The following is a 24,979-nucleotide window of genomic DNA, read 5'->3' as shown; positions in this document are numbered from 1 at the left end:
TTCAGGTTGCGGCGGTCGACCTTTCGCCCTGCAGATGCTCGACCACGCTGACTAGATAGTCCAGCCCATTCTCGACCGGCGGATAGTGCACCTCCTGGTCCAAGTCCGTGTCGCCGGTCTCGTTCCCGTCCGCCATGTCGGCACCCCTCCTCGGTCTCGCCGGGCGGTCGGCCGGCGGGTCGTCATGTCCGTGTTTGCCGCGTCGGATGTCGCTAGCCTATTGCGATCGATCTTGCTTGGAAGCACGAAACGTTGTGACCTGCAGTTTCGTCGTTTGACCAGGAATCACGGTTTCAACGTCAGAATCTCTATGGTTACTTTCAACCTGCCTGCGGTGTTTGGAGGCCGCCACGGTCGGCTTCGATGGCAGCGGTGAGGGCGAAGTTGAGCTTTGCGGCCGCTTCGTTTCCCTCGGGGATGATCGGGTGGGTGATGTCGATGCTGGCCATGCCCGCAGCCAGACCCGGTTGTTTGCCATCTTCGCGGGCAACGAGGCCGCACAGTTCAAGGAGGGCCAGGGTGGCGACCAGTCGGCATTGCCCGCTGTAAGGGAGTGCCTCGGGGTTTGCCTGGTGGGCTAGGACGTCGGCGTGCGTGCGGGCGAACGTGTCGGCGATGGTGTCGGGCGCTGGCGGGTTGGTCGGATCGGATGTCCAGCCTGGCGTGCGGTTCGCCCGGCGTACCAGAGCATAGGAGTAGGCGAGCAGTTGCTCGGCTGGCTGCTGCAGGTCGGCCTGGGTGTCGTTGCCGCGCAGGGGTGCGCCGAGAGCGTCGGCGAGCGCACCCAAGTGCTCTTCGAGCATGGGGAGGGGCTGTCCGAAGCCGTCGATGTGGATGCCCATCGGCAGGACTTCCTCGTCCTCGATTGGTACGAGCGCGATCCGACAGCGCATCCCGGCTGCTTCCCGGGCCTCGGGGGCCCAGGAGCGGATCGATTCCAGGGCCGTGGGCCATTGTTCGAGCGGGACGCTGAGCGCCAGTTGTCGGTCGCGCCAGGGGGCTGCTGGAGCGCTGTCGGCCAGGGCGGCGGAGTTGGCCACGCAGACCCCGGCGTTGGCCAGCAAAGTGGTGACGGCCTGCAACGATGCGTCCAGGACGGCTTGCATGCTCGCGTGCACGGCCGTGCGGAGACGGTCGGGGTCCTGGGTACCGTGTCGCAGTGCCGAAGCGACCGGAGGCTCGTCAACTGCGGACAGCAGTCTGGCCGCCTCCGTCAGCGCGGTAACCAGTACAGGGGGGAGCGTGTCGCCGATCCCGGACAGCAGGGGACTGCCTTGGTCGATGGCACGCCTCAGATCGGGAAGGGCGTCCGAGAGCCTGGCTCCGGCGCCGCGCAGGGCCTGGGCGTTGCCCTGAGCGTGGGCGACCTGCCGCAGGCTGGAAGCGATGGCGGTGAATGCCTTCTTGGCCGCGTCCAATTGGGGGGCCTCACGCAGGGCCGCGTCCTCTTGGGCCGCGGTGTAGGACATCGAGACGGCGTCCGCTGCGGCCAGCAGGGGAGCGGGTTCGGCTGGGCGGGCCGGAAGCGCGACGGCGTTCTGGTGGGCGCGCTCGACGTGGGCGGCCCACTCCTGCCGGGCCGGGGCCGAATCCTTGGGCCGTAGCCGCGCCGGAATTTTCGCGAGCAGGGCGAGCAGATCGGTGGCCAGCAGGGCTTGGGCACGGCAGCGTTCCGTCCATGTCCCGCTTCCCGCGCTCTCCATGGCAGCGGCCTGCAGGGCGACGTTGCGGCTGGTCGCACGGGCGCGACGCAGAACGCCGGCCCGCAAGTGTTTGACGCCTTCGGTGATGCCGACGACCCGCCTGGGCTGGTTGTGGGCGTGCCACAGTTCCGCGTCGACCACGTCTGCCTCGGGACACGCATCGAACAGGCGCCGCATCAGCACGATGATCTGCCCGTTCTCCGATGCCTGATCGCCCCCTGGCTCTGGCGCGTACGCCGACGGCGCCGCTGGGGAGCCGTCAGGGCGTGCGTAGGAGATCGCACGCACTGAGCAGGCCAGGTCACCAGCGTAGGTCCACGGCCGGGCCAGGCCGGTCGTTTCCGGGCCGAGCGCCGCCAATGGCAGGAAGGTGACGTCCACGCTGCAACCGAACGGGTCGCTGGCCACGGCGTCGACGGCGCGCCGGGTCACGTCGCCGAACACCGCCGCGACGTCGGCTCCGCGAAGATCGGCCAGCACGGCCAGCGAGGCTGTGAGCTGGGCACGCAGATCTGCCGCCACGCCGCTGCCACTGCCGGGCGGGTCGGGTAGCGCGGGGACGTGATGCCGATACCCGGTGCCGGCCTGCGCCGGACTGAATGTGATCAGCCCTTCAGCTGCCTCGCACAGTCGTACGGCGGTGGCCAGTTGCGTGCCGCAGACCAGACTGAGCAGAGCCGCGGGGCCCAGTGCGCTCCCGGCGGCGAGCGCGGTGTCCTCGGTCCGCGCCGGTAGCTGTCTTCCGAGTGCTTTCACGGGCTCGAACTGCGGAAGATCGAGGTCCATCTCCGGTGACATCCAGGCGATCCACAGGAGTGTCGCTGCATCGATGCCTGGCGGCCGCTCCTGCTTCACCAGGGGGAGGGCCGCGTAGACGTGCGCGACGCTGTCGATCCGGTCGGCCGCCTCCAGCAAGCCGGCTGCGTGGACGGCGACGTCACCTGCGGTGTCCGATTCCCCCGCGGCTGTGTGCCGCAGCTGCTCGGCGATGCACTGAGCCAGGGGGTGCAGCGCGTGATGGATGCGGGTCAGCCTCTGCGAAGCGGTGAGCGTGTCCAGGTCCTGTGCGGTGGTCTTTGCCACGCGTACGGCGGCGCGGCGCAGGGCCTGCGGGCGGGCGGGCGCCGCGAGCGCTGTGATCGCCGTGGCGTACGTCGATGCGAGTGTGGGGAGCGCGCTGGCGTGTAGGAGGTCGAGGAGGACCTCGGTGCGCAGGTCGTGCAGGCCTTTCCACCCGTTGCCCTCGGTGTTGGTGACGAGGTGTTCGCCGACCAGTCGGCGGAAGACCTCCTCCAGCGCGTCAGGATCCTGGCCGAGTGCGGTGGGCAGTGTGTCGGTGGGGACTTCGAAGCCCAGCGCGTGTGCGGCGCAGACCAGTCGCAGTACCGATCGGTCGAGGCGTCGCTGCGGTTTGGCAAGGGCGTCGACTTGCTCGGCCAGGACCTCGCGCAGCCGACGGCCGGTCGTGGCCAGGGCGAGGAACTCCATCAGTAGCCCGTCGGCCTGCTTGACTGCTTCCTCACGGGCCATCACGAGCGGCACCCCGCTGTTCTGGACCGCGTGGTAGACCTGTTCGGCTGCGGTGGGGGTCAGCGTCGCATCCACCAGGGCTGCGCCCCGGGTCAGAGCTGGAGTCAGGTCTTCACGCCGTCCTGCGGCCATGATCGCGACGCCGGGCATCTCGAGCAGTCGGTCGCGTGCCTCGATCCAGGAAGCCGTGCGGGCCCGGCCCAGGTCGTCGACGCAGACCACGACGCGGCACTGACGTGACGGCTTGGCGCGCATCACGTGGCGCACGAGCAGTTCCGCATCGTGCGAGGTGGCCACCCTCAGTACTCTCAGCAGGCGAGGCCCGGCCTCGATCAGGCGGGCGCACCGCCACAGCAACGCCGACTTACCGCTGCCGCTCGGGCCGGAGATGATGGCCTGTCCGCGGGCGGACAGGCCATCCAGAACCTGCTGGGACTCCTGGGGTCGCAGCACGTCCAAGCCTGCGGCAATGTGGCCGGGCAGCACACTGATGCCCTCGAAGAACCCTCGGGCGTCCTGCGGGGACGGGGCGAGGAAGTCCAGCGGTTCGCATACCCCGGCGGCGACTGCTTCCTCCAGGCTGTCGACGTCGATTTCCCTGCCTAGCGCGGCGGCCATCGCGTCAAGATCACTGGCCGTGCGGACCACGGCCTCAGCGAAGGCAGCATGCTGCTGCGCGGCGGCGACGTCGGCCAGATCGCACTGCAGGCGGCTGCGCAGCAGCGCGGCCATTGCAGGGTGCAGCCCAAGCCCGGTCTGCAGCATTGATGTTGTGGCTTGCCCGAGGTCCTCGCTCACCTCGATCAGATGCGTTCGGGAGAGCGTCATCGGGGCGAGCGCGGGATCCAACCCCAGAGTGGACAGCTGCTTCTTCAAGGCTGTCAGCAGCGTCGTCCGGGGCGTTGCTCCGGCGGTGAGTGCGGCCAGGGCGGTGTCGAGGGTGCCCGTCCACCCCGTGTGCGGAAGCGAGCTACCGAACCTTCCATTGGTTACAACAGCCAGACGTGCCGGGACGGGTGCGTCCACCCCGTCGAGGACCTCTCCAGCCGCTGCGCCTTGCTGCTCTCCCTGCAGCATGGTGGCCTGGTCGGATAGCCAGATCGTCTGAGTGGCATGAGCCATGATTTCTGCGAGTTCTGCGGCCGCGATGTTCTGGGCGCCGGGCCCACGTACCTTGCTCTGCACGAACAGCCGCGAACCGTCGGCCAGGTGGCAGTCGACGTCTTCGAATCCTTCTGGACACACCGCGTCGACAGGTAGACCCGGAACGCCGCCGGCACGGCCTGCGGACAGGAGCATCGCTGACAAGGAGACCTGGAATGTCACCCCGGCAACGTTCGCGGCTCCTGAACGCAGCCGTGCGAACTGCTCCGTAAGGTCGCCGGCCGGGACCGGTATCTTCTTCTGGCCCTTGGGACGCCCCACTCCGCTGCCGCCTGCCCGTGTGTTCCGCTTCGAACTCACCAGTGCACCGCCGTCATTGAGGACCTGCTCACGGCAGGCAGCATAAGGGGCCCGGCACCGTCAGCTGTCGCTGTTGTCTCCGCGATCGGGAGTGCCTGTACTTGCGAGTGGTCTTCGCAGGGGAGTTCCGCGGTGGCCTTGCACCATGCAGATACTCAGTGCCCGCGGCCGGTGGTGACGGCGTCGAGTTCGGTGCGGGTGATGTTCTCTGTGCCGGTGAGGATGGCGCGCATGGCGGCCTGGCTGATCAGTTGGGACAGGTCGCGGAAGTAGCCGCCGGTGCGGTCGTGTAGGAACTGGTTGTGCTTGGTCAGGGCGTGCTCGTCGAGGTTGTGCAGGCGCAGGTGCTGCTCGTATCCGGCGAGGGCTTTGAGGAAGGTGTCCTTGTTCTGGCCGTGGAAGGGGAGCGGGTCGAGCCAGGTGACGGGGAGGCGTCCGTAGACGAGGTCGTCCTTCGCGTCGTCGGTTGCGCGGCTGGCGCCGGCCGGGTCCTTGGCCCGGGCTCTGGTGAGGCGTTCGGTCCGCTGCTGCAGCACCAGGGAGTGCCGGTCGGCGAGCGCGCGGGCTTCGTGGACGATGGTCTGGGCACCGGAGCCGCAGAAGATGGTGGTGATGCCGAGCCGGTTGCGCAGGTAGTCGAAGTAGTGCAGGACCGGGGCGAGTTGGGCCGGAGTGACGCGTTGGATGTCGTCGACGAGCAGCAGCCGGGTCAGTGCGGTCTCCAGGACGTAGTTGACCGGCACGGAGAGGTCCGGGTAGCTGCGCCAGCGCAGGAGTTCGTCCTCGCTGGTGGGCTCGGTGTTGAGCCCGAGGAAGCAGGCGATCTCCCAGATCCAGTTGACCTTGCTGTCGGTGTCCGCCGGCGCGAGGATGTGCACCACGGGGATCTGGGTGATCTTCTCCGTGGTGTGGTCCTCGATGTCGCGCTGCACGCTGCGCCCGATCATTCGCAGCAGCAGGCTCTTGCCGGTGCCGGAGGGTCCGTCGATGACCCGGTCCAGGAGGCCGTCACGGCGGCCGGCGTTCACGATGACCGCGTTCAGCGCCTCGGTCACGGCGTCGTCGATGCTGTTGCTTTCCACCACCATCAGGTGTGCGTGGTAGCTGAGGCGGGGGTCGTTCTTGCGCTCGTCCTTGGCCAGTGCGGGATGGGTGGCGAGGTCGGGGGCTGTGAGGTCCTCGCGGGCGAAGTGGTTCCACCCGGTGAGGACGTAGAGCCATTCCGGGCGCATCGGCGCGCTGCGCGCCCGCTGCAGCGCGCGCTCCTGCCGCTTGTTCCTGAGAGCGACCGAAGATCTCACAGTTCTCCTCCGGGAAGAGCGGGAAAGGTATCGGCGGGGGAGACCCCGGAGAGGAGTGCGACCTGCCCGTCGTCGCCGTCTTCGTCGTCGGGAGTGTCATCGAAGAGGTCGGCCAGGGCGGCGCTGGTGGGAGCGGGGTGCCCAGCCGGCTCGGGGCGGCCAGCGGGGAGGGGCTGTGTGCGGTAGGGGACGATTGCGTCGAGGTCGATGTCGCCAAGTCCGGCGTACCGGTCCTCGGGCGTGTCCTCGGTCTCCAGTGCGGGCCCTTGGAAGGGCGGCAGGGCGGTGGTGCGGCTGCTGCGCGGGGGAGCGGTGCGCGTACGGCGTCGCCGTTCTTTCACCGCCAGTGCGATGGCGGCGTGGTGGTCCCTGCGGCCGCCGTCCGCCAGGACCTGGGCGGTGGCTGTGTCCCAGTGGTCGACGGTCCACGGATCGTTCAGCAGGTGCCGGTGGACGAACTCCGCCTTGATCCACCGGCCGTCGCTGCGGTGGTCGTACAGCCAGGCGATCTCGGGCCGGTAGGGGTTGTAGCGGACCTCCCACCTGCCGCCGCTTCCGGGCCCCGGCAGCCCGGAGTCCAGGCCCTGCAGCGGCTTCAACTCACCCGTGGTGCTCTGGTAGGGGCGGCTGTCGACCTCGAAGCCCTTGTCGTTGACCGTCACCCACGCTGGCACCAGCAGCCTGCGGTTGTCCTCGGGCGTCAGTGGCCGGGGCCGGTACCCGGAGCGGGAGACCAGCGCCGCGTACATCTCGTTCGGGGACAGGTGCAGTCCGGGCAGCGCGGGGTGGGCCAGCCCCTCGTGCGGCAGCTGCTGGTACTCGAGCGCCACCCACTCGTCGGCCATCTGCTGCAGCTCGTTGATGGTCCACAGGGGACCGCGTTCGATGCCGCGCCCGCGCACCTGGTGGCTACGGCCGGTCCAGCCGGCCACGTACTGGCTGAAGGAGTCGCCGAGAGTGGAGAAGAACCGCTCACCGATGGGCTTGTCGGTGGGCCGGCCCTTGCGCGCGTACCGGATGGCGATGCCGAGGAAGGCGCACACGTCCTCGAAATGCTGGCTCAGGTACGGGCTGCCCTGGTCGATGATGATCGTGGACGGGTGGATGACGGGACGGGCCGCGGTCGCTTCGGTGAAGCGGGGGTCGGCGGTGCGCATCTCGCCGAAGGGAAGCGCGGACGCCGATGCTGCGGTCAACGGATCCCAGCCGGGCCGGGTCGGTAGGGGCGCGAAGCACTGCGCGAGCGTGAGGACGAGATCGAATGCCCGGGTCGCGCGGCCGCCGATCCGCTGGCCGACTGGGCCGTCGCCGGTGACCGCCGGAACGATCATCAATCCGGCCAGGCTGCGGGAGGCGACGTCGACCAGAGCGGTCAGTTCGGCTGAGATCACCTCCCCGTCCTCGCCCAGGGCCTTGATGCGCTGGGGAGTGGTGTCCATCTGGGTCAGCTCGCCCGGCTTCAGCGCGTGCGAGGGAGTGGGGGGCTTGTTCGGCTTGCTGGCCCGGGACGAGCGCTGCCGGGTCGTCTGCCGCAGGATGTCGGACAGCCCGAGGTCGGCCATCCGCTTGTAGAACGTGGACTGCGGCAGCAGCAGACGCTCGGCTTCCGCCGGGTCCCGGAGCTCTTTGGCATACCGCCGCTGCACCAGCTCCTCTACCAGGTCCAGCGCCCGGTTGATCCGACCTCCGGACTCCCGCGCCAGCTCCTGCGTCACCTCGTGCATGGCCTCGATCAGGCGGGGATCGGTGTTCCCGCCGGGCCGGGGGGGCGCGGCCCTTGCGCCCGTCCACGATGAGCACCAGCGGATTCTCGCCCGCGGTCTTCCACTTGCGGCGCTTGTCGTCCAGAGTCCGCCAGCTGATGGAGGTGCCGTCCAGGTCCTCGAGTTCGGCGGCCTTGGTCTTGCAGCGCTGCGCCACCGTGGTCGTGTCCGGGTCGTAGCCGGGACGGGGGAGCAGGCGGCCGGGGCGGATCCCGGTGTCGATCTCCTTGATGTGCCGGTGCCACTTCAGGGCCTGCTTGCGGTCCTCCTTGCTCACGCCCAGCAGCAGCGTTCCCAGGGGCGGCAGCCCGGTGCGCTCGACAGGCAGGCCCGCCGTGTCCAGGACGGCGAAGTCCGCAGCGCCGACCACCGCCGCGTACAGGGCATCGACCGGCCCGCCCGCCCCGGTCCCCGCCACCGGTGACAGGGTGATGATCGGCCCGGCGAAGGCGTCCACACGGAATTCCTCGCCCCGCCAGCGGATTCGGTCGCCGAGTCGGACCCGGTCGCTTTCGAATCGCCCTGGCAGTCCTCTTCCGGTCATGACGCTTCCTCTCAGGCCCACACTGGGGCATCGGCCAGCAGGGGCCGCGTCCAGTCGAATCGCAGACGCTGCTGCCACATCAGGCGGTAGGCGAGGTCCAGGGCCACCAGCTGCGGCGCCCCGCACGCAGCTATGCCTTCGTGCAGCGGCCGCCGTCGGCGGAAGGCGTCCAGGACGGCCTTCTCCCGCTCGTGCTCGCGCTGGGCGGGGAAGCGGTAGTCCGAGAGCCACATGAGGTTCGCCAGCCGCGTTCCGCGCGGCACCGGCCACAGGCGCACCGTCCAGCCGGCCGCCTGCGCGACCTCGTGCAGTGCCGCCATGCGTTCCTGCCACTGCGGCCCCGACCGGCGCTCGGGCGGGACGACCACCACGCAGCGGGAACCCCCGCGTGTCCGGGCGATGAAGTCCGGCCGCCACCGGTGCCGCACGCGACCCTGCAGCCAGTGCAGTTCGACAGGCTCACCGCTGAACTGCCCGATATCCGCTGTAAAGTCCAGCTCCACCGCCACCCGCAGCTGTCGCAGCGACCCGCACACCACCCTCGACCGCGACGACGACGGCCACGCGGTGATGATGCCCTGGCGGTCGTGATACGCGACAGGATCCGTCGGGGGCTGACGCTCCTCGAGCGCCACGCCCGTGAGGTCACCCGCCCGCGACGACGCCAACTCACCACGTTCATCAAGGTGCCACCCGACGATGTCCCTCACCGCGCTCCTCCCGCCTGTCCAACCGTCACCAGCCTGGAGACGCCCTGGACAGCGTTGTGGAGAGCCGCGATCGGATTCACCCGAACGAATGAGGTGCCCTTGGCGCCGTCCCCGCCTCTCCCGTACTGCGGAACCCACCTCCCCGCCGCTCCGAAGCCCCAGCGCGACACCCCGATCCCCCGCCTCCCGCAGGAGGACCACCGAGCAGGAGGACGGCAGCCGCAGCAGCCGACACCGCCAGGTCCGCATCCGCGGCCCAACGGCGCTTCCCGCAGCGGGCCCTCACAGGTCCCGCGGGCGCCCCGCACCCGGTGCACCCCTGCCACAGCCCTCGAGCCATCGCAGCAACTCGTCCCTGCTGGCCTTGCAGTCCAATCCCGCCCCCGCCATCAGGTGCTCCGCGTCCGCCAGCCAGCCGGCCCGGTCGGCGCTGCCGAACCGGCCGCTCCGTTCGAAACGCAGCATCGACCACGCCAAGACCGCCGCCTCCGGATAGATCACCAACGGCACGGCCCTGGCCGTCCGGGCTCCCAACCCGGCTCTCCAGGCCCGCTCCGCCCACAGCGGCTCGCCCGGCATTCCCGTCCACCAGCACCGTACGATCCGGGAGGCATCCGCGAAGACCCGCCCGCCCGCCGTCCCGAATCGACGCACCAACCGCAACCGCCCCCGATGCGCCCGGACACACTCGGGCAGCACCCTCAGGTCCACGAACGACGGCTCCTGAGACCGGGAGTCGTCCGTCCACCGCAGATGCCGCAGGCACACCTGCCAGTTGTCCTCCGACATCAACCACACCGGCTCGCAGATCCCGCGCGCGTACCCGCACAGCGCGCACCTGCGGACCAGGAACCCGTTTTCTGCCTCCCACGGCCACTGCCACAGCGCCTCCCCGCCACCCGGCAGCACGTACCGCTCGGCCAGACTCGGCAGCGCCCGCCGCAGCATGCCCTCCGACAGGCCGGACAAGACCGCCAGGTGCCGCAGCCCGGCCTCGTTCACATACATCTCGGTGGACTGCGGGTACATCTCGACCCGCTCGGGATCTGCCGAAGCCTGCCCCTGACCGACCCGCCCGAGGAACTCGGCCAGCCCCAGGCCGTTGCCGTGCGCGAGCCGTGCGACGAACGAGCCCGTCGACTCGCCGCCCACCAGACGCGCTCCGTTGGGCAGCGGCCACCGCGGGCCGAACCTCAGCCCCGGCACACCCGTCACATGCCCTCCCGGCCGGTTGCTCGGTATGCAGCCCAGCAGCGCGCCGGTCACCGGTCAACAAGTGGTCACCCCTTCGGATGAACGATCCGCGGACCCCTGTCTTCCACCGGCCGGCCCTCCACGCTCGAACGTGAGGTTAGCCGACAGCCATCAGGGAGTGACCTTGGCTACACCGACGTACACGGCCCTGCGCAGTCCCCTGCGCGGACACCAGGACCTGGCCGTCGACTCGTGTGTGTCCATCTTCAAGGAGGGCGCATCCCGGGCCACGATCACCATGGCCACCGGAAGCGGCAAGACCCACGTCGCGCTGAACACGGTCCACGAGACGGCCCCGCACGGGCGCGCCCTCGTGGTCGTACCGTCCTTGCGCCTACTCGAACAGACCGCGGCCCTGTGGCGCCACGAAGGACGTCCGGGCCGGTACGTCGGCGTCTGCTCGCGCGAGAACCCTGCCGACCCGACCCTGGCCGACGCCCTCACCATGATCGACCAGCCGGAGCACCTCGCGGCCCTGTCCGCCCTGTCAGACGGGCCGCTCAACGTGTTCTGCACCTACCAGTCCCTGGACAAGGTCATCCAGGCGCACGCCGCTCTCCACCTGCCCGGCTGGGACGTGCTCGTCGTCGACGAGGCCCACCACACCACCGGCAATCTCGACAAAGCCTGGGCGCAGGTCCACGACAACAACGCGCTCCCCGCCCGCCACCGCCTCTATATGACCGCAACCCCTCTCGTCTTCGACCGTCGGAAGTCGGCCGAGCACGGCGGTCCGGCTAACCAGGTCGTCGCCTCCATGGACGACCACAGCCTCTACGGGCCCACCGTCTACAGCATCTCCCTCGCGCAAGCCATCAACCAGGGACTGCTCGCCGACTACCGCATCGTCGTCATCACCATCCGCAACGAAGACCTGCTCCACGCCCTGCGCCGTGACACCAGCACCTGGACATCCGAAGCACTGCGCGCAGCAGCGGCCCAACTCGCCCTCACCCTCGCCCAACAGCGCTACGACCTGCGCCGCACCCTCACCTTCCATCCGTCCATCGCCGCCGCAGAAACCTTCGCCGACACCCTCCCCGACACAGCCGCCCTCCGCCCGGACTTCGACCGCTCGCTGCTGCACGTCGGCACCGTCAACTCCCGCCAGACCCCCTTCGAACAACACCAGGCGTACGCTGCCTTCGCCGCCACCCCCCTCAACACCGCACTCGGCGCCACACCCCCGCACCGCGCGGTCCTCACCAACTGCCGCTGCTGCAGCGAGGGCGTCGACATCCCTGCCATCGACTCCGTGCTGTTCGCCCACCCCAAGACCAGCACCGTCGACATCGTCCAAGCCGTCGGCCGAGCACTGCGCCAGACACCGGGCGACGGAAAGATCTCCACCATCGTCATCCCCATCTACCTCGCCCCCGGCGACGACATGGGAGAAGCCACCAAGAGGACGCCCTGGCGCCTTCTCTACGAGGTCCTCATTGCTCTCAGCCTCTACGACGAGCACACCTTCCACCGCGTGGAACACTTGGAAGCGCACCGCCGGGGTGAATCTGCACAACCCGAACTTGCCGCCGCCCCCGAACGCGCCGACGAGATCCTCCAGTTCCTCGACCTCAGCGACACCCCCGCACCCAACCAGCTCTGGGACTACGGCTTCGCCAGCGCCGAGCGTTTCCACCGCGAACACGGACACCTCAACGTCCCCAGCCGCTTCCTCGGTCCCGACAGCTTCTACCTCGGCTGGTGGATCGGCCAGCAACGCTCCCTACGACTGAACGCCATGCTGCTCCCGGACCGGATCAAGGCCCTCGACACCCTCAGCATGCGGTGGAACCACCCTCCCCACAGCATCGAACGCAAACTCCAGGTCGCCCGCGACTACATGAGCCGCAACGGACACCTGGCCCCGGCAGCGGACGAACGCCACGGCGGCCTCCACCTCGGCCGCTGGCTCGCCGACCGCCGCAGAGAAGTACGCGATCGCACCCTCCCCATCTGCTACCAGCGGGCCCTCGTCGAGATCTACCCCTGGTGGAGCGAGCCATGGCCCGCCACCTGGAAACGGACCTACGCCCACGCCCTCGCCGCTGCCCGCAAGGGCGAGCTCGCATTCCCCTCACTGCGCCCCCAAACCGAACCCCCGCTCACCCGATGGCTTGACGATCAGATCGACAATCTCGGCAAGCTCGGCGACACCAGGCACAACCTCCTCGGCGCCCTCCCCCTAACCCACCCCCTCGCCCTCCTGCTGCGCCGCCCCCGCGGCACCTCGGAGTGGGCCTTCACCCGAGGACTGAGGGCCGCCCGTGCCTTCCAACGCAAGTACCAGCACCTCGACGTGCCGTCCTGGTACCGGTGCGCCTTGGACGGCGCTGACTTCCAGCTCGGCCGATGGATAGCCGAGAGGCGCCGGAACCCTGGCACCTTGTCACGTGAACAACTCGACGCCCTCGAAGCCCTCGACATGCGCTGGCGCCCTCGGGCCGGCTGAACGCCCCTTCGAGCCTTTCTCCTGGCCCACAGGGAGCGTTGAGTCGCGTCGGAGCGAGACGGCCACCGGCAGCCGACCGCCCCCGCGGCGCCGGGACGCGATAGCCCGCATCGGCGAGCAGCGGGGCGAGCGCTCCCCAGCGTGAAGGCCGGGATCTTCGGCCGGGGACCCTGTGAGGATGCGGGGACACGACCTCCCGTCTGCCGGGGACAGGTCGGCCCCGGCAGACGGCGCCGTGGCTCGGCTGCCGAAGCCCGGCCGTATGCGGTTTGTGCGGAGGAAGAACGGGCTCGTCCTGCGGCGTCGTGCCGCCCTGACGTCCGGTACGCGAGCAGTTCCTTGCTCACCTCGCGCCGCGATGGTCAGCTGCTGGTGTCGACGATGTGCACCGATCCGGGGACGAGCCCGAGGAGGGTCTTGGGCTGGTTCTTCCATCCCGTCACCTGCTCCACGCAACAGCTGCTGTCGAGATCGAACACCGCGCAGGGCCGCCCGTTCAACGACGACGTATAGATCAGCCCCTGGGCGCGGTTGTCTGGGTTGAAGACCTTGAGGAGAAACTCTGCGACCACCTGGGTCGGCACGTAGTCGATCTGGTCGTAGCCGTCCCGAACCGGCGTCGCCATCTGTGCAACGAACTGGTGGAGGAACAGCAGGGTGCGCCGCTGGTGGCCGCGTTCGGGGTCGAACATCGACGGCACCTCAGGCAGCCTGGTGAAGTCGACCACCGTGCTGCTCCGGGAGAGTTCGAAGGTTCCTGCCGCCAGCCGCTGCGGCCTGCCGCGCGTCACCTCCCGCACGGCGGTGTCCTGGTCGAACGCGCCGTAGAACATCGGGATGCCGGCCGGGCTCATCCTGTTGGAGGTCCGGGCGGACTCGCGGGGCGCGGTGCCGAGGTCGGAGGCGCCCCAGCCGGCTGCCGCCCGGATGTCCCGTACCTCGCGGACACGCCACTGCCTTGTGCCAGCGGGGATTTCCCGCACCAGGCCCAAGTCCAGGATGTGCCGGCCGATCTGATCGAGGATGCGGCCTGCCGGGATCTCCCCCCAGCGTTCCTCCTCCTTGTCCGCGTCGTCGCGGCGGAGCCAGAAGACGTACCTGGTCCTGTGTTGGATCTGTTCGCAGAAGGACTGCCAGCTGGAGGTGAGCTGCTCGTTGTAGCGCAGGAGCTGCCAGTCGATCTCGGTCCAGGTCTGGTCGCCGATCGCGTCGCGGACGGCTTCCAGGACCGCCTCGTTGGCGAAGACCTCGGAGTGGTCACCCACCAGGTCCCAGGTGTCCCAGGTGGTGGCGACGTGGTAGCCGCCCTCTCTGCTGTCGTAGGGGACTCCCTCGTCGTCGGCGTTGGCGTACTCGGTCCTCAGCCCGTTGACGAACGCTTCCGTGAGGACGTCCAGTTCAGCGGCAGGACTCTCACCGCAGAAGTTGCATTCCTCACCGTCCTGGGCGGAATCCGAGACCACCTTCTTGAGAGCCAGGTCGCTGAGGCAACCCGCACACACGTGATCGCCCCGGGAGGCCCAGCCCCGCTCGAACTCCAGCTCCATCTGTCGCTTCGCTCCGCCCATGTGCGGCAGCCTACGCGGCGGCATCGGCCAGGTCTGCCCGCAGAGTTCGCCATCTTGCCCGAGTCGCTCGCAAACCACGGCGCTCTGTCGCATCGATGGTATGCGGCACGGGCCGTGCGCCTCTTCCGGGGGTTCTGGACTCCCAAAGTGAACACCCCTACTATTTGGTTGAGTCCTACTGTATGGGGGAGTTTTTGTGAGGATCAGCATCGGTGGCGAGCAGGTCGAGGTGCCCGACGACCTGGGCGCCGCCTTGCTCGCCGGGCTCCGCGGCGACCGGTTGGTGGAGCCGCCGCAGACCGCCGACTTCGACGACCTGGTCGCCCTGGTCGCCCGCACCAGCCGCCTCACCCAGCACCTGACGGTGTTCAAGGAGGTGGCGATGTCCCGCGCGGACGCCGCCGGCGCCTACTCGAACCGGAGCGCTCTCGCGATGGCGGCCGCGATGTCCGCCTCTCAGCTCGGCCGGGTTCTCGAGGGTCACGGGCTGCCGAAGGACCGCCGCCGCGGCGGCGTGGACCTGGTCGTCGCCTTCCGCACCACCGACGACGGCGTCCTCCATCTGGCCGCCGAGCCGGACGTGGCGGGCCTGCCCTCCTTCATCCTGCCCGCCGCCGCGCCGGACCAGCCGCAGCCGGCGACGGAGCCGACCGGGTACGCCGACCGGGAGCTCACCTTCTACTACCGCCCCCAGGTCCCGCTCACCGCCGCCGGCCTCGCGCGCACCGCCGGCCATACCCTGCGCGACGCCGACCGGAGAGTGATCGGCTGCGTCACCCCGGACGTCTTCGAGGCCCTGTTCGGTGACCCGCGCCTCGACCCGACCCGACCCAACGGACGCTGAGGAGCACACCCCAATGTCCGACGAGCTCTTCGACTCCGTCGACGCGCTGCTTGCCGCCGTGAACACCGGCCTGCCAGCCCCGGCGGAGCGCAAGCGGCTGCGCCTGGCGGCCGGGCTGACACCCGCGCAGATCGCCGCGGCCCTGCGCGTCAACTCGGCTCTGGTCCAGGACTGGGAGAACGGGACCGTGATCCCCGGCCCGGACATCACCCCGGCCTACGCGCGGCTGCTCGACGGCCTGGCCGCGCGTTTCCCGGTGACCGAGCAGCCCACCGACCCGGTGCCCGAATCGGCCAGTCCACAGGTACCCGCCCAGACCCCGGAGCAGCCGGCTGCCGCAGTGCCGCAGCAGGCGATGCTCGACCAGAACCCGGACGGCTCGCTGGTGATGGGCGAGGCGGCGCCGTGCGTGCAGTGCGGCCAGCCCTCGGTCTACCGCGCCCAGGGCCGCCCGATGCACCTGGGCGGGTTCTGCCGCCCCGCCGCCCCGGCCCCCGCGCCGGTCGCTCCCCGGGCCGAGCAGCCGGCGCCCTCCCCGACGGCCCCGGCGAGCCCGCCGGCTGCCCCGCCCACCCCGGCCGCTGCTCCCGCCGCTACGGCGTCGACCCGTCCCGCTGCTCCCTCGGTTGCGGCCCGGCGCCCGGCTGCGCCCCATACCCCGAACCAGCCTGCTGCGGCGCGTCCCGCCGCACGGGCTGCCACCGGGTCGGCTGCCGCCCGGTGGTGGCCGGTGGTCGCGCTGGACACCGCCGAGGACGGTTGCTGGGTGCTGGACGTCCCGCAGTTCCCGGCCCCGGCCGGACCGAAGCTCGTCGACTGGTTCGCGTGGCTGGGCACCGGGCTGCCGCTGCGCGTCGAGCGAGCGCACGCGGCCGGGCGCGGCGGCGACGGCACGGTCTGCCTGACCGCCGCCGCACTGGCGCAGCTCGGCCTCCCCGCCGCCCTGCCCACCACCGAGAAGGCACTGGCCGCGCTGCACGTCAAGCTGGCGAAGGCCGCCGGATCCGTCGGCATGGAGGTCTCCGACACGATCGGTCCGGCCTTCCACGTCTTCCGCCGCGCGGGCTCGGCCGGCGGCCCGAAGACCTCGGTGCGGGTCACCGTCGCCCCGTGGCTCGGCCAGGGCGATGCCCGCCAGCAGGCCACCAGCGCGCTCGCCGCCCCGCTCGCCACCGCCCCCGACGGCACCAAGGACGGCCGGACGTTCGCCCGCCGCAGCCGGGCCTTCACCGCCGACCTCGGCGTCGCGCCGGGCGCGACCACCGCCTCCACCGCGATGCTGCTTCTGGACGCGGTCCGCCCGCGCGCGGAGTGGGTCAGGGACGGGGCCACGGGGGAGTGGTCCTCGCACCTGCGCGAGGGCGCGCTCCCGGCCGGGGACCTGTGCGTAGCGCCGGCCGCCGGGGCCCGGCACCCGCTCACCCGCGAACTCCTCAGCAAGGGCGAGGCGGTGTGCGAGGAGGAGGACTACAAGTGGTGGGCCCGCGAGCTCACCGATCAGGAGGCCGGCCGCCAGTTCACGGTCGCGGTCGACGTCTGCGCGTCCTACCTGTCCGTCACCGAGTCCCTGCGCCTGCCCGCAGGCGAGCTGGAGCACGTGGAAAAACCGGCGTGGGCCGGCGGCAAGACCGCCGGCCTGTGGTGGGCGGACTTCACCACCACCCCGGTGGACGAGCTGCTGCCCCACCCGGCCACCTTCCACGGCCGCCCGCCGACCGGACCCGGCTGGTACGCCACCCCGACCGTCGCCTACATGGCCACCACCTACGGCTTCGACCCGGCCACCATTACCGAGGCCCACCTTTCCACCCACACCGCGCCACTGCTCAAGGAATGGACCGGCCGGATCCGCGGCGGCTACAAGCGCGCCTACACCGACCTCGGCCTGACCGACGGCCAGAGCCCCACCGAGTTCCTCGCTGCCTACGCCGCCCACAAGGACACCGACCAGGACCCGCACTTCGCGGACGCCCTGACCCTGGCCGCCCTGTACAAGAACATCTACAAGGGCGGCATCGGCAAGTGGGCCGACTCCGCCCGCCACCTGGACGACCAGGTGTGGCTGGAGAAGACCGCCACGTCCTGGTCCTACCGCCCCGAGATCCGCTTCACCATCATCGCCGCCGCCCGCATCGCCGCCCACCGCCGCCTGCGCAAGACCCTCCAGCTCACCGGCCGCGCCCCCTTCGCCGTTAACGTCGACTCCTACCTCTACGCCACCGACCACCCCACCCCGCTGGAGCTCCTGGCCCTCAAGGACGACAACACCCCCGTCCCCGGCGCGCTGCGCCTAGGTATCGCCCCGGGCAGCCACAAGCACGAGTCCTCGATCCCGCTCCAGGCCGTTATCGAGGCGATGGAGCGCCATGAGCACCCCTCCAAGCTGGTCCACCACTACGCCACCGACGGCACCGCGATCGGCCCGGAGCAGACCGGCGCCGACGGCGGGGACGCCGGCACCGACACCGACGATGAGGAAGGCGGGAACTGATGGCGGGCAAGGGGTTGTTCGGCCGGGTGCGCGAGGCCATGTTCCCCTCCAGGAAGGCGCCGGTGCAGTCCACCACGCAGGCCGGCCAGGTTCGGGACCGCAAGTACGGCGGGAACACCAAGGCCATGGCCGCCGCCTACGGCGTTGCGCCGCGCACCGTGCTGCGTTGGATCGACGGCACCCGCCACCCCAAGGGAGAGGACGCCGAGCGGCTCCAGCACGAGGCAGTCGACGTGCAGACCACCGAGCGCGGTCGGGGGCGCAAGGCCAAGCAGCTCGCGCAGCGTGGCACCGTCTCCGGGATCGGGGCCCGGGTCGGCCGAGCCGTGAACTTCGAGATTCGCGGCTCGGACGCCGTCCGGGCCCGCGACATCCACCTGAACCTGACGGGCGAGCAGGCCGCCGCCCTGGCCCTCGCTGAGAACGAGGACGAGGTGCGGCAGATCGTCGGCCAGGCCCTCGCGGACTACTTCAACGGCGGCGCCGGCTACGGAGGCTTCTTGGCCGACGACTTCGACTTCGACCCCAACGACTTCGACCTCAACTGACCATTCTTCAGCTCAACCAGCTAACCGCGATGCCTGGCGGCCCCGAACGGGTTGTCAGATCTACGCGCGTCTAGCAAATGCTTTGTTTGAACCTAGGGCCTCCAGGCAAACTGGTGGAGCACGTCAGTGGTCCCAGAACCCTGCCAGCCCCGTGCCGCCGTCGGCGGAGAGGGCGTGAGCCGCGTGCCGCGAGTGCCTGATGGCCCTCGTGGCGTGCACAGTCTCCTCCGGCGGACTTGAAGGGGCAGACGGTCTTCACCGGTGCGCGCTTGTGGGTGCGTTGCGGTGACGGCGGCCCTCGCCAGGCGCTCTGTGGAAAGAGCTCTAGCGGTTCGGGTGCGTGCCGCACCCGGCTCCGCCGGTGCGTATCCAGCGCGCCCGAAGCTTGAGGGCTTCCGGGAGAAGAGGACCGTCCGCACCATGTCCGCTCGTAAGGCCCCCGAGGGCCCGTTCCCGTATCCGACCCACCCTGACTGGGCCGAGAACCTGTACGAGGCCATCACCAACACCTGCGTCGAGGAGGACGTTGCCCCCGTCCCCCGGCGCGCGGTCCTGGACGCGCTCGCGCCCGCGCTCGGCACCGGAGAGGCCAAGCGCGTCATCGAGCGCCGCCGCGACGGCAACCGCTACCTGCGTCCCACCGCTTACCAGGTGGAGTCCCGCGACACAGACCACGCGCTGCTGCTCCTGCGTATGGAGGTGCACGGCGCTGCGACGCTGCCATGGCCGTTGAACGACCGCACGCGCAGCGACTGGCTGCACCCCACGCAGGAGAACCTCCTGCGTCACGAGGAGCTCGTCGACCAGCAGCGTGTCGTGGCCGGGTGCACCGTGGCCCTGGCCCGCGCGAAGGACGCGCAGCGTCGGCTCCCTGTCACCGCGCCGCTGGCAGAGAAGGACGCGGCGCTGGCGGCGATCCACCACGCGGAGAACGAGCTGGCGCACGCCACGAAGGACCTCGACCTGAAGGAGGCGGCGCTGGGCAATCGGCGCCCGATCCCGCAGGTCCGCGCCATCGCCGAGCACGGCACCGTGTTCGCCGCCCTGAGTACGGAGCAAATGCGCTCCGACGTAGCCGGCGCGCTGCAGCAGTACACCGTGGACAAGCTGCGCAAGCGCGGAAAGCAGCGCAGCTACGACCTGGTCGAGTCCCTGGTGAACGAGGGACAGCGTGACTCCACAGTGGTCGTCCTGCAGCAGGTGCCGATGACCGGCACGGACGGCTCCGTGATGTCCACCTGGCGTGGGTTCCACGTCACCGGCAACAACCGCGCTGACGCCCGGCTGCAGGTGTACGGCCTCGAGGCACACCACCTCCTGGTCGGCGTGCCGCAGGCGGTGCTGCGGCTGCCGGAGGAGGAGGAGAACCGGCGGCTGGTCCTCGTGGGCCTCGGCGAGATCCTGCGCCGGGTCAGCACGCGGCTCAACACCGCCTACTCCACTCCTGGCCACGAGCTGGAGGAGCAGGCCGAGCGGGCGCAGCGGATTGCCCAGGTGCCCGCACGCGTCGTGGTGGGGGCCCGGACGCCGGAGCGGCTGGAGGAAGCGCTGCGCCAGCTGAACGTGCACGACCACCTGCGCGGCCAGCTGGGGTACGACGACCAAGACCGCGGTCTGGGTCTGTGGTCCACCCTGGTCAAGGGTTACCAGGCCGACGGTCTGCTGGGCGAGCTGCTCGCCAAGGAGGTCGCCAAGGACCGGATCGCGGTGAGCTCCCTCGACGAGGACGCGATCGCCGACGCCCTGGTGGGGGCCCGAGCACTTGACGTCCTCTCCGTGCTGCTCACGCCGGGCGACCCCGTGAGCCCGATGACGCTGCGCGATGTCGCCGTCCGCTGTGCCACGGTCATGCTCTTCCCGCCGGTCCCGCCGCGGCCGAAGAACCTCCCGGCCCGGGCTCACATGCCCACCGGCAGGTACTGGCCGGTGGTGCGCGCCGCGCTGCAGGAGGCGCCCTGGAGCCAGTCGAACGGGCCCAAAGCCGAGCGCCGGACCGAAGTCTGGGCGGCCGTAGTCGCCCAGCACTTCGTCAACCGCGGCAACCTGCTCTCCGCGAAGAGCGCATTCAAGGCAGGCGACACCCAGTTCGGGGTCTCCCCCGACGGGCGCAGCCTTACCTCGCTGCTGGCCGCGTGCCGCACGGTCAAGGGAGACGCCGTGACATGGGAGACGCTGGTACGTCGACACCTGCTGCCCGGGCTGATCAACGCGCCCGAGCCGTTCGTCACCTCCGGCCAGGGCTCCGAGGTCGGCGCTGACCGCAAGGGCGTGCGTCGGCCTCCATCCAACGCGGTGCAGGCTCTGGTGAACGCATACACCGAGCCTCCTGCGGGAGTCACTCGTGACATGCTGCTCGCGTTCGCCGAGTCGGTCCTGACGGCCCCCGACTCTCCCGGCGAGGACGGGCTGGCGCCGGGGACCTTCTGGGCCCCGGACGCGCACGGCAACCCGCGCAAGGGAGTCCTGGCGGACAAGAACTGGTTCGACGCGATGTTTCCCAAGACCTCCAACAGCAAGGGCAAGGGCGACGAGCCTGAGCCCGACGGCGAGGGCGGCGAAGACAGCGGCGACGAGGACGCCAACAGCGAGGAGATCGAGCTCGAGGAGGAGATCCTGGAAGACTCGATCACACGCCTACACCGGCTGCGCTCGACGCTGCCCGCTCGGGTGAGCGTCAGCGGGGACACCGTCGAGATGGCTCTCGAGGAAGTAACGCGTCTCCTGGCGCACACCCGCGACGCCGTGCAGGCCCGCATGGACGCGGACGCCGAGGAAGAGCCGCCGCAGGTGCAGAAGCTCTACCAGAGGGACTTCAGCGCGATCAAGGCGGCGTGCACGGAGATGACGAAGCTGTTGGACGAGGCGCTCCTGGCGGTGATGTCGCTGTGATCGGGGACTGCTGCGAGGAACTCGTCCCTGGGCCGGTGATCGACGACCGGGCGCTGATGCAGGCCTGGACGGCTCTGGGGCCGCTCCGCGTGGACGGTTGGCCCGCCGCCCGTAACCTCGTCCGGGACCAGGAGAAGACCCTGGAGGAGCTGGACGAGGTCCTGGCTGGCCTGTACCTAGTCGTCGACGCGGACGGTCGGCTTCGTTGGCTCGGCAAGGCCCACCGCGATGGTGGAGTCGGAGCGCGGCTGCGCAACCATCTTGGCCACCCTGAGCGAGCTCGCGTCTTCGCCAAGCTGTTCGTCGTGGCGGTGGACCCGTTCAGCCCGCCGAAGGCGATCGAGGCCGCCGAGGGCCGCACAGCCGACCTGCTCGATCTGCGCGGCCGCATGGGACCGCGTCAATGGCCCAGGGTCACCGAGGCTGAGTGGCTTGCCCGGGTGACCACCCGCGCGGCACGCCGGATCGGCGCCCCGCAGCCGGCCGCCGATCTTGCCGTGGACACGTCCGCGACTCCGGGCTGAACTTCCCAATGGTGGGTCCGGGACAAAAGTTCCGGACCCACCAACTACTGAACTTGAACGCGTGACCCAATCGGGGCTGCGCCTGCCCCTCGCATAGCGAACGCGCTGCGGTAGCGCACCACGATGTGGGGCTGAGCTGAGGCGATCGAACTTCGCTGTCACAAACCCGCGTCGCTCAATGTTCGGTGGCAATCGCTCAAGGCCCCCTGGCACAGGTCAACAGCTTCCCCACGCATCCCGGCCGCCGACTGCAACACAGGGGTGCAACGCGGCCGTGTTGCACCCCTGAGCTGGGCTTTTGTGCCCTGGGGCGGGCCGGGTGGTGTCGTGTTGCACCCCGAGCGGGCCGCCCGGCCCGGTGCCCGGCTACTCCCAGCGCATGCCGAGTTCGGTGAGGCGTGTGGCGCGGGTGGTGGGGATGGTGGTGCGTCGGCTGCGGCTGTTGGTGATGAACAGGCCGAGGCTGATCTCGATGGTGGTGCCGTCGGTCAGCTCCAGCGGCTCCCTGTGCTTGCGCGGGACGGTGAGGTGTCCTTCGCGGGCCCGGTATTGGGCGGCGGCGGCGAGGTTGCGCTGCTCCGTCTCGGCGTGGGTTACCTTCGGGGCCGGCCGCTGCTCGGCGGTCAGCGACACCAGGCCGAGGACGTGCTCCAAGGCCCACTGCTGGGCGGGGCCGAGCTTGTCCCAGCCGGCCTGTTGTGTGCGGGCCCAGCCAGCGAGGTCTTCGCCCTGGACGACGATGCTCCCCGGCTCGGCACCGGCCAGCATCCCGCCGGCCTTCACATGGTGCCAGGCCAGGATGAAGCACCGCCGCCATGCCACCGGCCAGGACGGGCACCACCCCGCGTCGATCTCATCCAAGGCGGCCTTGCGCTCGGCGGACAGCGCGCCGGTCCAGTCCAGACCGGTCTCGCCGGCCTCCGATCGGCGCTGGAGGGCTTCGGCGCGGCGTTGGGCGGTGCGGAGGTTCTTCATGATGGTGCCGACGGGCCGCCCGCCCCAGACGGCGTCGGCCGGTGGGCAGGCGTGTCCGTGCTCGGCGGCGTAGTCGGCGACCGCGACCAGGTTGTCGGTGAAGGCGGTGTCGAACGCGGACCAGATCATGCCGAGTTCGTCCAGCAGGGCGATCCGCTCGGCGTCCAAGACCCCGGCGGCCTTGTATCGGCGCTGGTCGGCCACCCACGCCCCGACCCGGTGCCCGGACGGCGCCCGGTAGGCGTAGGGCACGCGCACGTCACCGAACTTCTCCCGATAGGCGAGTAGCTCTTCCAGACCGCGTCGGAACTCTTCCCGCTCGGGCTCCAGCACCCGGGTCCGGACGAACGCCGCGATGATCGCCGGGTCGCGTCGGCTGGAGAACTGCAGCAGCTGCGCCTCGCCACCGGCGGAGCTGAACTCCTTCGGCGCCCCCGCGTGCCGCGACTCCCGCGGGGGCCGGGCCTCGGACTGCGGCAGCGCCAGGCGTTCGACGGAGGCCGCGTCGTGCGACCGCAGCGCCATCAGGACCTTCGCCAGCCCGTCGTACGCCTTCGAGGTGAGCAACTGCTCGCCGTCCTCGCCGGCCCCCAGCAGCACGGGCACCACGATGGTGGCCACCTTCCCGCTGCCCGGGTGCATCCGCAGAGCGCGCCCGACGGCCTGGACCAGGTCGACCATCGACCCGCGCACGTCGGCGAAGAACACGCTGTCGCAGTCGAAGGTGTCCACCCCCTCGGAGAGCACCTTCACCGACGACAGGATGTACCGCAGCAGCCGCCACCCGTCCTCGCCGACCAGCGAGGAGAACGTGCCCAGCGCGGCCCGCCGCTCCGAGGGGGTGTGCTCGGCCTCCAGCCAGCTCGTGCCGACCAGCTCCGGCCGCGGGTGCAGCGCCGGATCCCCCTGCCACAGCACCCGCGCCACCTCCCGCAGACCGGTGCTCAGCGCCCGCGCCTCCGCCACCATGTGGTGGAACGACAGCACCCGTGACAGGTCCCACTCCGCACACGCCGTCAGCAGCGCCGTCTGCAATGCCGCCAGCCGTGCCCCCCGGTACTCCACCGACCGGTCACTCGCACCGCGCTGCTCCAGGCCCTGCAGGACAGGGTCTGCGACGTCGACGCACAGGATGCGGTAGGGGGCGATCACCCCGTCCGAGATCGCCGTCCCGAGCGGGTAGTCGTGCGCGACGGGCCCGAACAGCGCCTCGTCGTCCATGCTCGCGATCAGCTCAGCCGCCTCGATCCCCACCGCAGCGGCCCGCTCCCGATCGTCCTCCTTCACGGCCCACAGCCTTGGCGTCGCCGTCATGAACAACCGCCGGTCACACGGGATCCGAGCATTGTCCAGGATCGCCGCCCACGGCCGCCCCGCCTGCCCGGACACCCGGTGCGCCTCGTCCACCACCGCCAGCGACCACGCCGGCAACCCGGCCCGGTGGGCCCCCTCCAGGTGCCCCAGCCCCATACTCGCGTACGTGGCGAACACCGTCACCCGCCCTGGCTCGGCGGTCCACTCCATCAGCTCCGCAGGATCCGTGGTGCACTCGATCCCCGGCTGCTCGCCGGCCCTCAATGAGCAGAGCCCGAACATCCGCCCGCCGCGCCCCTCCCGCTGCCACACCTCGACCGACTGCTGCAGCAGCGGCAACGAGGGGACCAGCACCAGTGCCCGCTCTGCGTGGAGGCGGGAGGCGACGTGAACAGCCGTCAGCGACTTGCCCGCCCCCGTCGCAGCCCTGATCTGACACCGCAGCCCTTCCGGTGGCAGCGCCCCCGACGCGGGTAGCGTCAGGAGCCGGACCGATGCCCCGCACGCCTCCTCCTGGTTCGGCCGCAGCTTCCTCGCCATGACGGATGCCTCCTCTTCCCGGAACGAGCGAGGGACGACAGGAAGTGGATCACGACACTGATCGAGTCCGCGATCTTGAGTCCTCCCCGGAGCTTCCCCAACACCACAGAGTTTAGCGGGATTGCACCTTTGAATCACAGGGGCGGGCGAAGCCCGCCCCTGTGCCACCCGAATGAGTGAACCCGCGACAGGATCACCCAGCGCCACCCGCCCAAGATCGCGAAGCGCCCACCCACTGCCATCCCACCGGGCGAAGCCCGGCCTCAGCCAACTCACCGTCAGAGCCGCCGATCACACCTCCTCGAATTAGCCTCACTTCTCCTGCAGAGCATGAGAAGTGAGGCGCAGGCTACCCGAACACCCCATACCCGCTCCCACCGATCGGGCACAGCCCGATCACGCCCGGCGCAGCCGGGCAGCCGGCGCGGAGCGCCGGGCCACGCACCGCGGCGCAGCCGCGGTGCCCCCGGCCGAAGGCCGGGTAGTTGGCGGGCGAAGCCCGCGCGCAGGGCCGAAGGCCCAAGCAACCCGGGCCGAAGGCCCGTGGTTACCCGGCGTAGCCGGG

At 70.4% G+C, this 24,979-nt stretch carries 14 protein-coding genes; 6 read left to right on the top strand and 8 right to left on the bottom strand.

Annotated features, from left to right (window positions below; all coding sequences use genetic code 11):
• Position 1: 1 nt before the first annotated feature.
• The 6 genes from ACZ47G_RS29775 to ACZ47G_RS29750 all read right to left on the bottom strand — a co-directional run bounded on the left by ACZ47G_RS29775 (position 2) and on the right by ACZ47G_RS29750 (position 10,167).
• The gene (locus ACZ47G_RS29775) at positions 2-136 is read right to left on the bottom strand and encodes a hypothetical protein (RefSeq protein WP_465747901.1); all 135 of its coding nucleotides are present in this window, start codon (positions 134-136) and stop codon (positions 2-4) included.
• A gap of 184 nt (positions 137-320) precedes the next feature.
• Entirely contained in the window at positions 321-4,532 is a 4,212-nt protein-coding gene (locus tag ACZ47G_RS29770) for a hypothetical protein (protein ID WP_465747899.1), read from the bottom strand.
• A gap of 320 nt (positions 4,533-4,852) precedes the next feature.
• Positions 4,853-5,998, bottom strand: coding sequence for an ATP-binding protein (locus ACZ47G_RS29765; protein WP_465747897.1), 1,146 nt, complete (start codon positions 5,996-5,998; stop codon positions 4,853-4,855).
• Positions 5,995-7,722: a transposase gene (locus tag ACZ47G_RS29760; protein ID WP_465747895.1), complete on the bottom strand. Its 1,728-nt coding sequence runs from the start codon at positions 7,720-7,722 to the stop codon at positions 5,995-5,997. Before ACZ47G_RS29760 ends, ACZ47G_RS29765 begins: the two co-directional genes overlap by 4 nt.
• A 594-nt stretch (positions 7,723-8,316) precedes the next feature.
• Positions 8,317-9,015, bottom strand: coding sequence for a TnsA-like heteromeric transposase endonuclease subunit (locus ACZ47G_RS29755; protein WP_465747893.1), 699 nt, complete (start codon positions 9,013-9,015; stop codon positions 8,317-8,319).
• 282 nt (positions 9,016-9,297) lie between these two features.
• Positions 9,298-10,167 carry a TniQ family protein gene (locus ACZ47G_RS29750; RefSeq protein WP_465747891.1) on the bottom strand — a complete coding sequence of 290 codons (870 nt, stop codon included), beginning with the start codon at positions 10,165-10,167 and terminating at the stop codon, positions 9,298-9,300.
• A gap of 220 nt (positions 10,168-10,387) precedes the next feature.
• Here ACZ47G_RS29750 and ACZ47G_RS29745 point away from each other — a divergent pair, with 220 nt between their 5' ends.
• Positions 10,388-12,721 carry a helicase associated domain-containing protein gene (locus ACZ47G_RS29745; protein WP_465747889.1) on the top strand — a complete coding sequence of 778 codons (2,334 nt, stop codon included), beginning with the start codon at positions 10,388-10,390 and terminating at the stop codon, positions 12,719-12,721.
• A gap of 362 nt (positions 12,722-13,083) precedes the next feature.
• Here ACZ47G_RS29745 and ACZ47G_RS29740 read toward each other — a convergent pair whose 3' ends face one another.
• On the bottom strand, positions 13,084-14,289 hold the full coding sequence (locus ACZ47G_RS29740) for a HEPN-associated N-terminal domain-containing protein (protein WP_465747887.1): 1,206 nt from the start codon (positions 14,287-14,289) through the stop codon (positions 13,084-13,086).
• A 196-nt stretch (positions 14,290-14,485) separates the two neighbouring features.
• On the opposite strand from ACZ47G_RS29740, the gene ACZ47G_RS29735 reads away from it, so the two are divergent.
• From ACZ47G_RS29735 to ACZ47G_RS29715, 5 genes are all read left to right on the top strand, one after another.
• Entirely contained in the window at positions 14,486-15,133 is a 648-nt protein-coding gene (locus tag ACZ47G_RS29735; RefSeq protein ID WP_465747885.1) for a hypothetical protein, read from the top strand.
• A gap of 13 nt (positions 15,134-15,146) precedes the next feature.
• Positions 15,147-17,624, top strand: a complete 2,478-nt coding sequence (locus ACZ47G_RS29730) for a helix-turn-helix domain-containing protein (RefSeq protein ID WP_465747883.1) — start codon at positions 15,147-15,149, stop codon at positions 17,622-17,624.
• Positions 17,624-18,172 (top strand): hypothetical protein, encoded by a 549-nt coding sequence (locus tag ACZ47G_RS29725; protein WP_465747881.1) that lies wholly within the window; start codon positions 17,624-17,626, stop codon positions 18,170-18,172. The genes ACZ47G_RS29730 and ACZ47G_RS29725 overlap by 1 nt, the downstream gene beginning before the upstream one ends.
• Before the next feature lie 420 nt (positions 18,173-18,592).
• Complete coding sequence (locus tag ACZ47G_RS29720) at positions 18,593-21,061, top strand: hypothetical protein (RefSeq protein ID WP_465747879.1); 2,469 nt, start codon at positions 18,593-18,595, stop codon at positions 21,059-21,061.
• 35 nt (positions 21,062-21,096) lie between these two features.
• Positions 21,097-21,585: a hypothetical protein gene (locus tag ACZ47G_RS29715; RefSeq protein ID WP_465747877.1), complete on the top strand. Its 489-nt coding sequence runs from the start codon at positions 21,097-21,099 to the stop codon at positions 21,583-21,585.
• Positions 21,586-21,951: 366 nt separating this feature from the next.
• Here ACZ47G_RS29715 and ACZ47G_RS29710 read toward each other — a convergent pair whose 3' ends face one another.
• A complete protein-coding gene (locus tag ACZ47G_RS29710) occupies positions 21,952-24,414 on the bottom strand; it encodes a Helicase associated domain protein (RefSeq protein ID WP_465747875.1) in 2,463 nt (820 codons plus the stop codon).
• Positions 24,415-24,979 lie beyond the last annotated feature (565 nt).

The sequence above is a fragment of the Kitasatospora sp. NPDC030952 genome (genome assembly GCF_055571335.1).
Note: the sequence above shows the minus strand (reverse complement) of the source record. Positions and strands in the feature narration are given on the sequence as shown.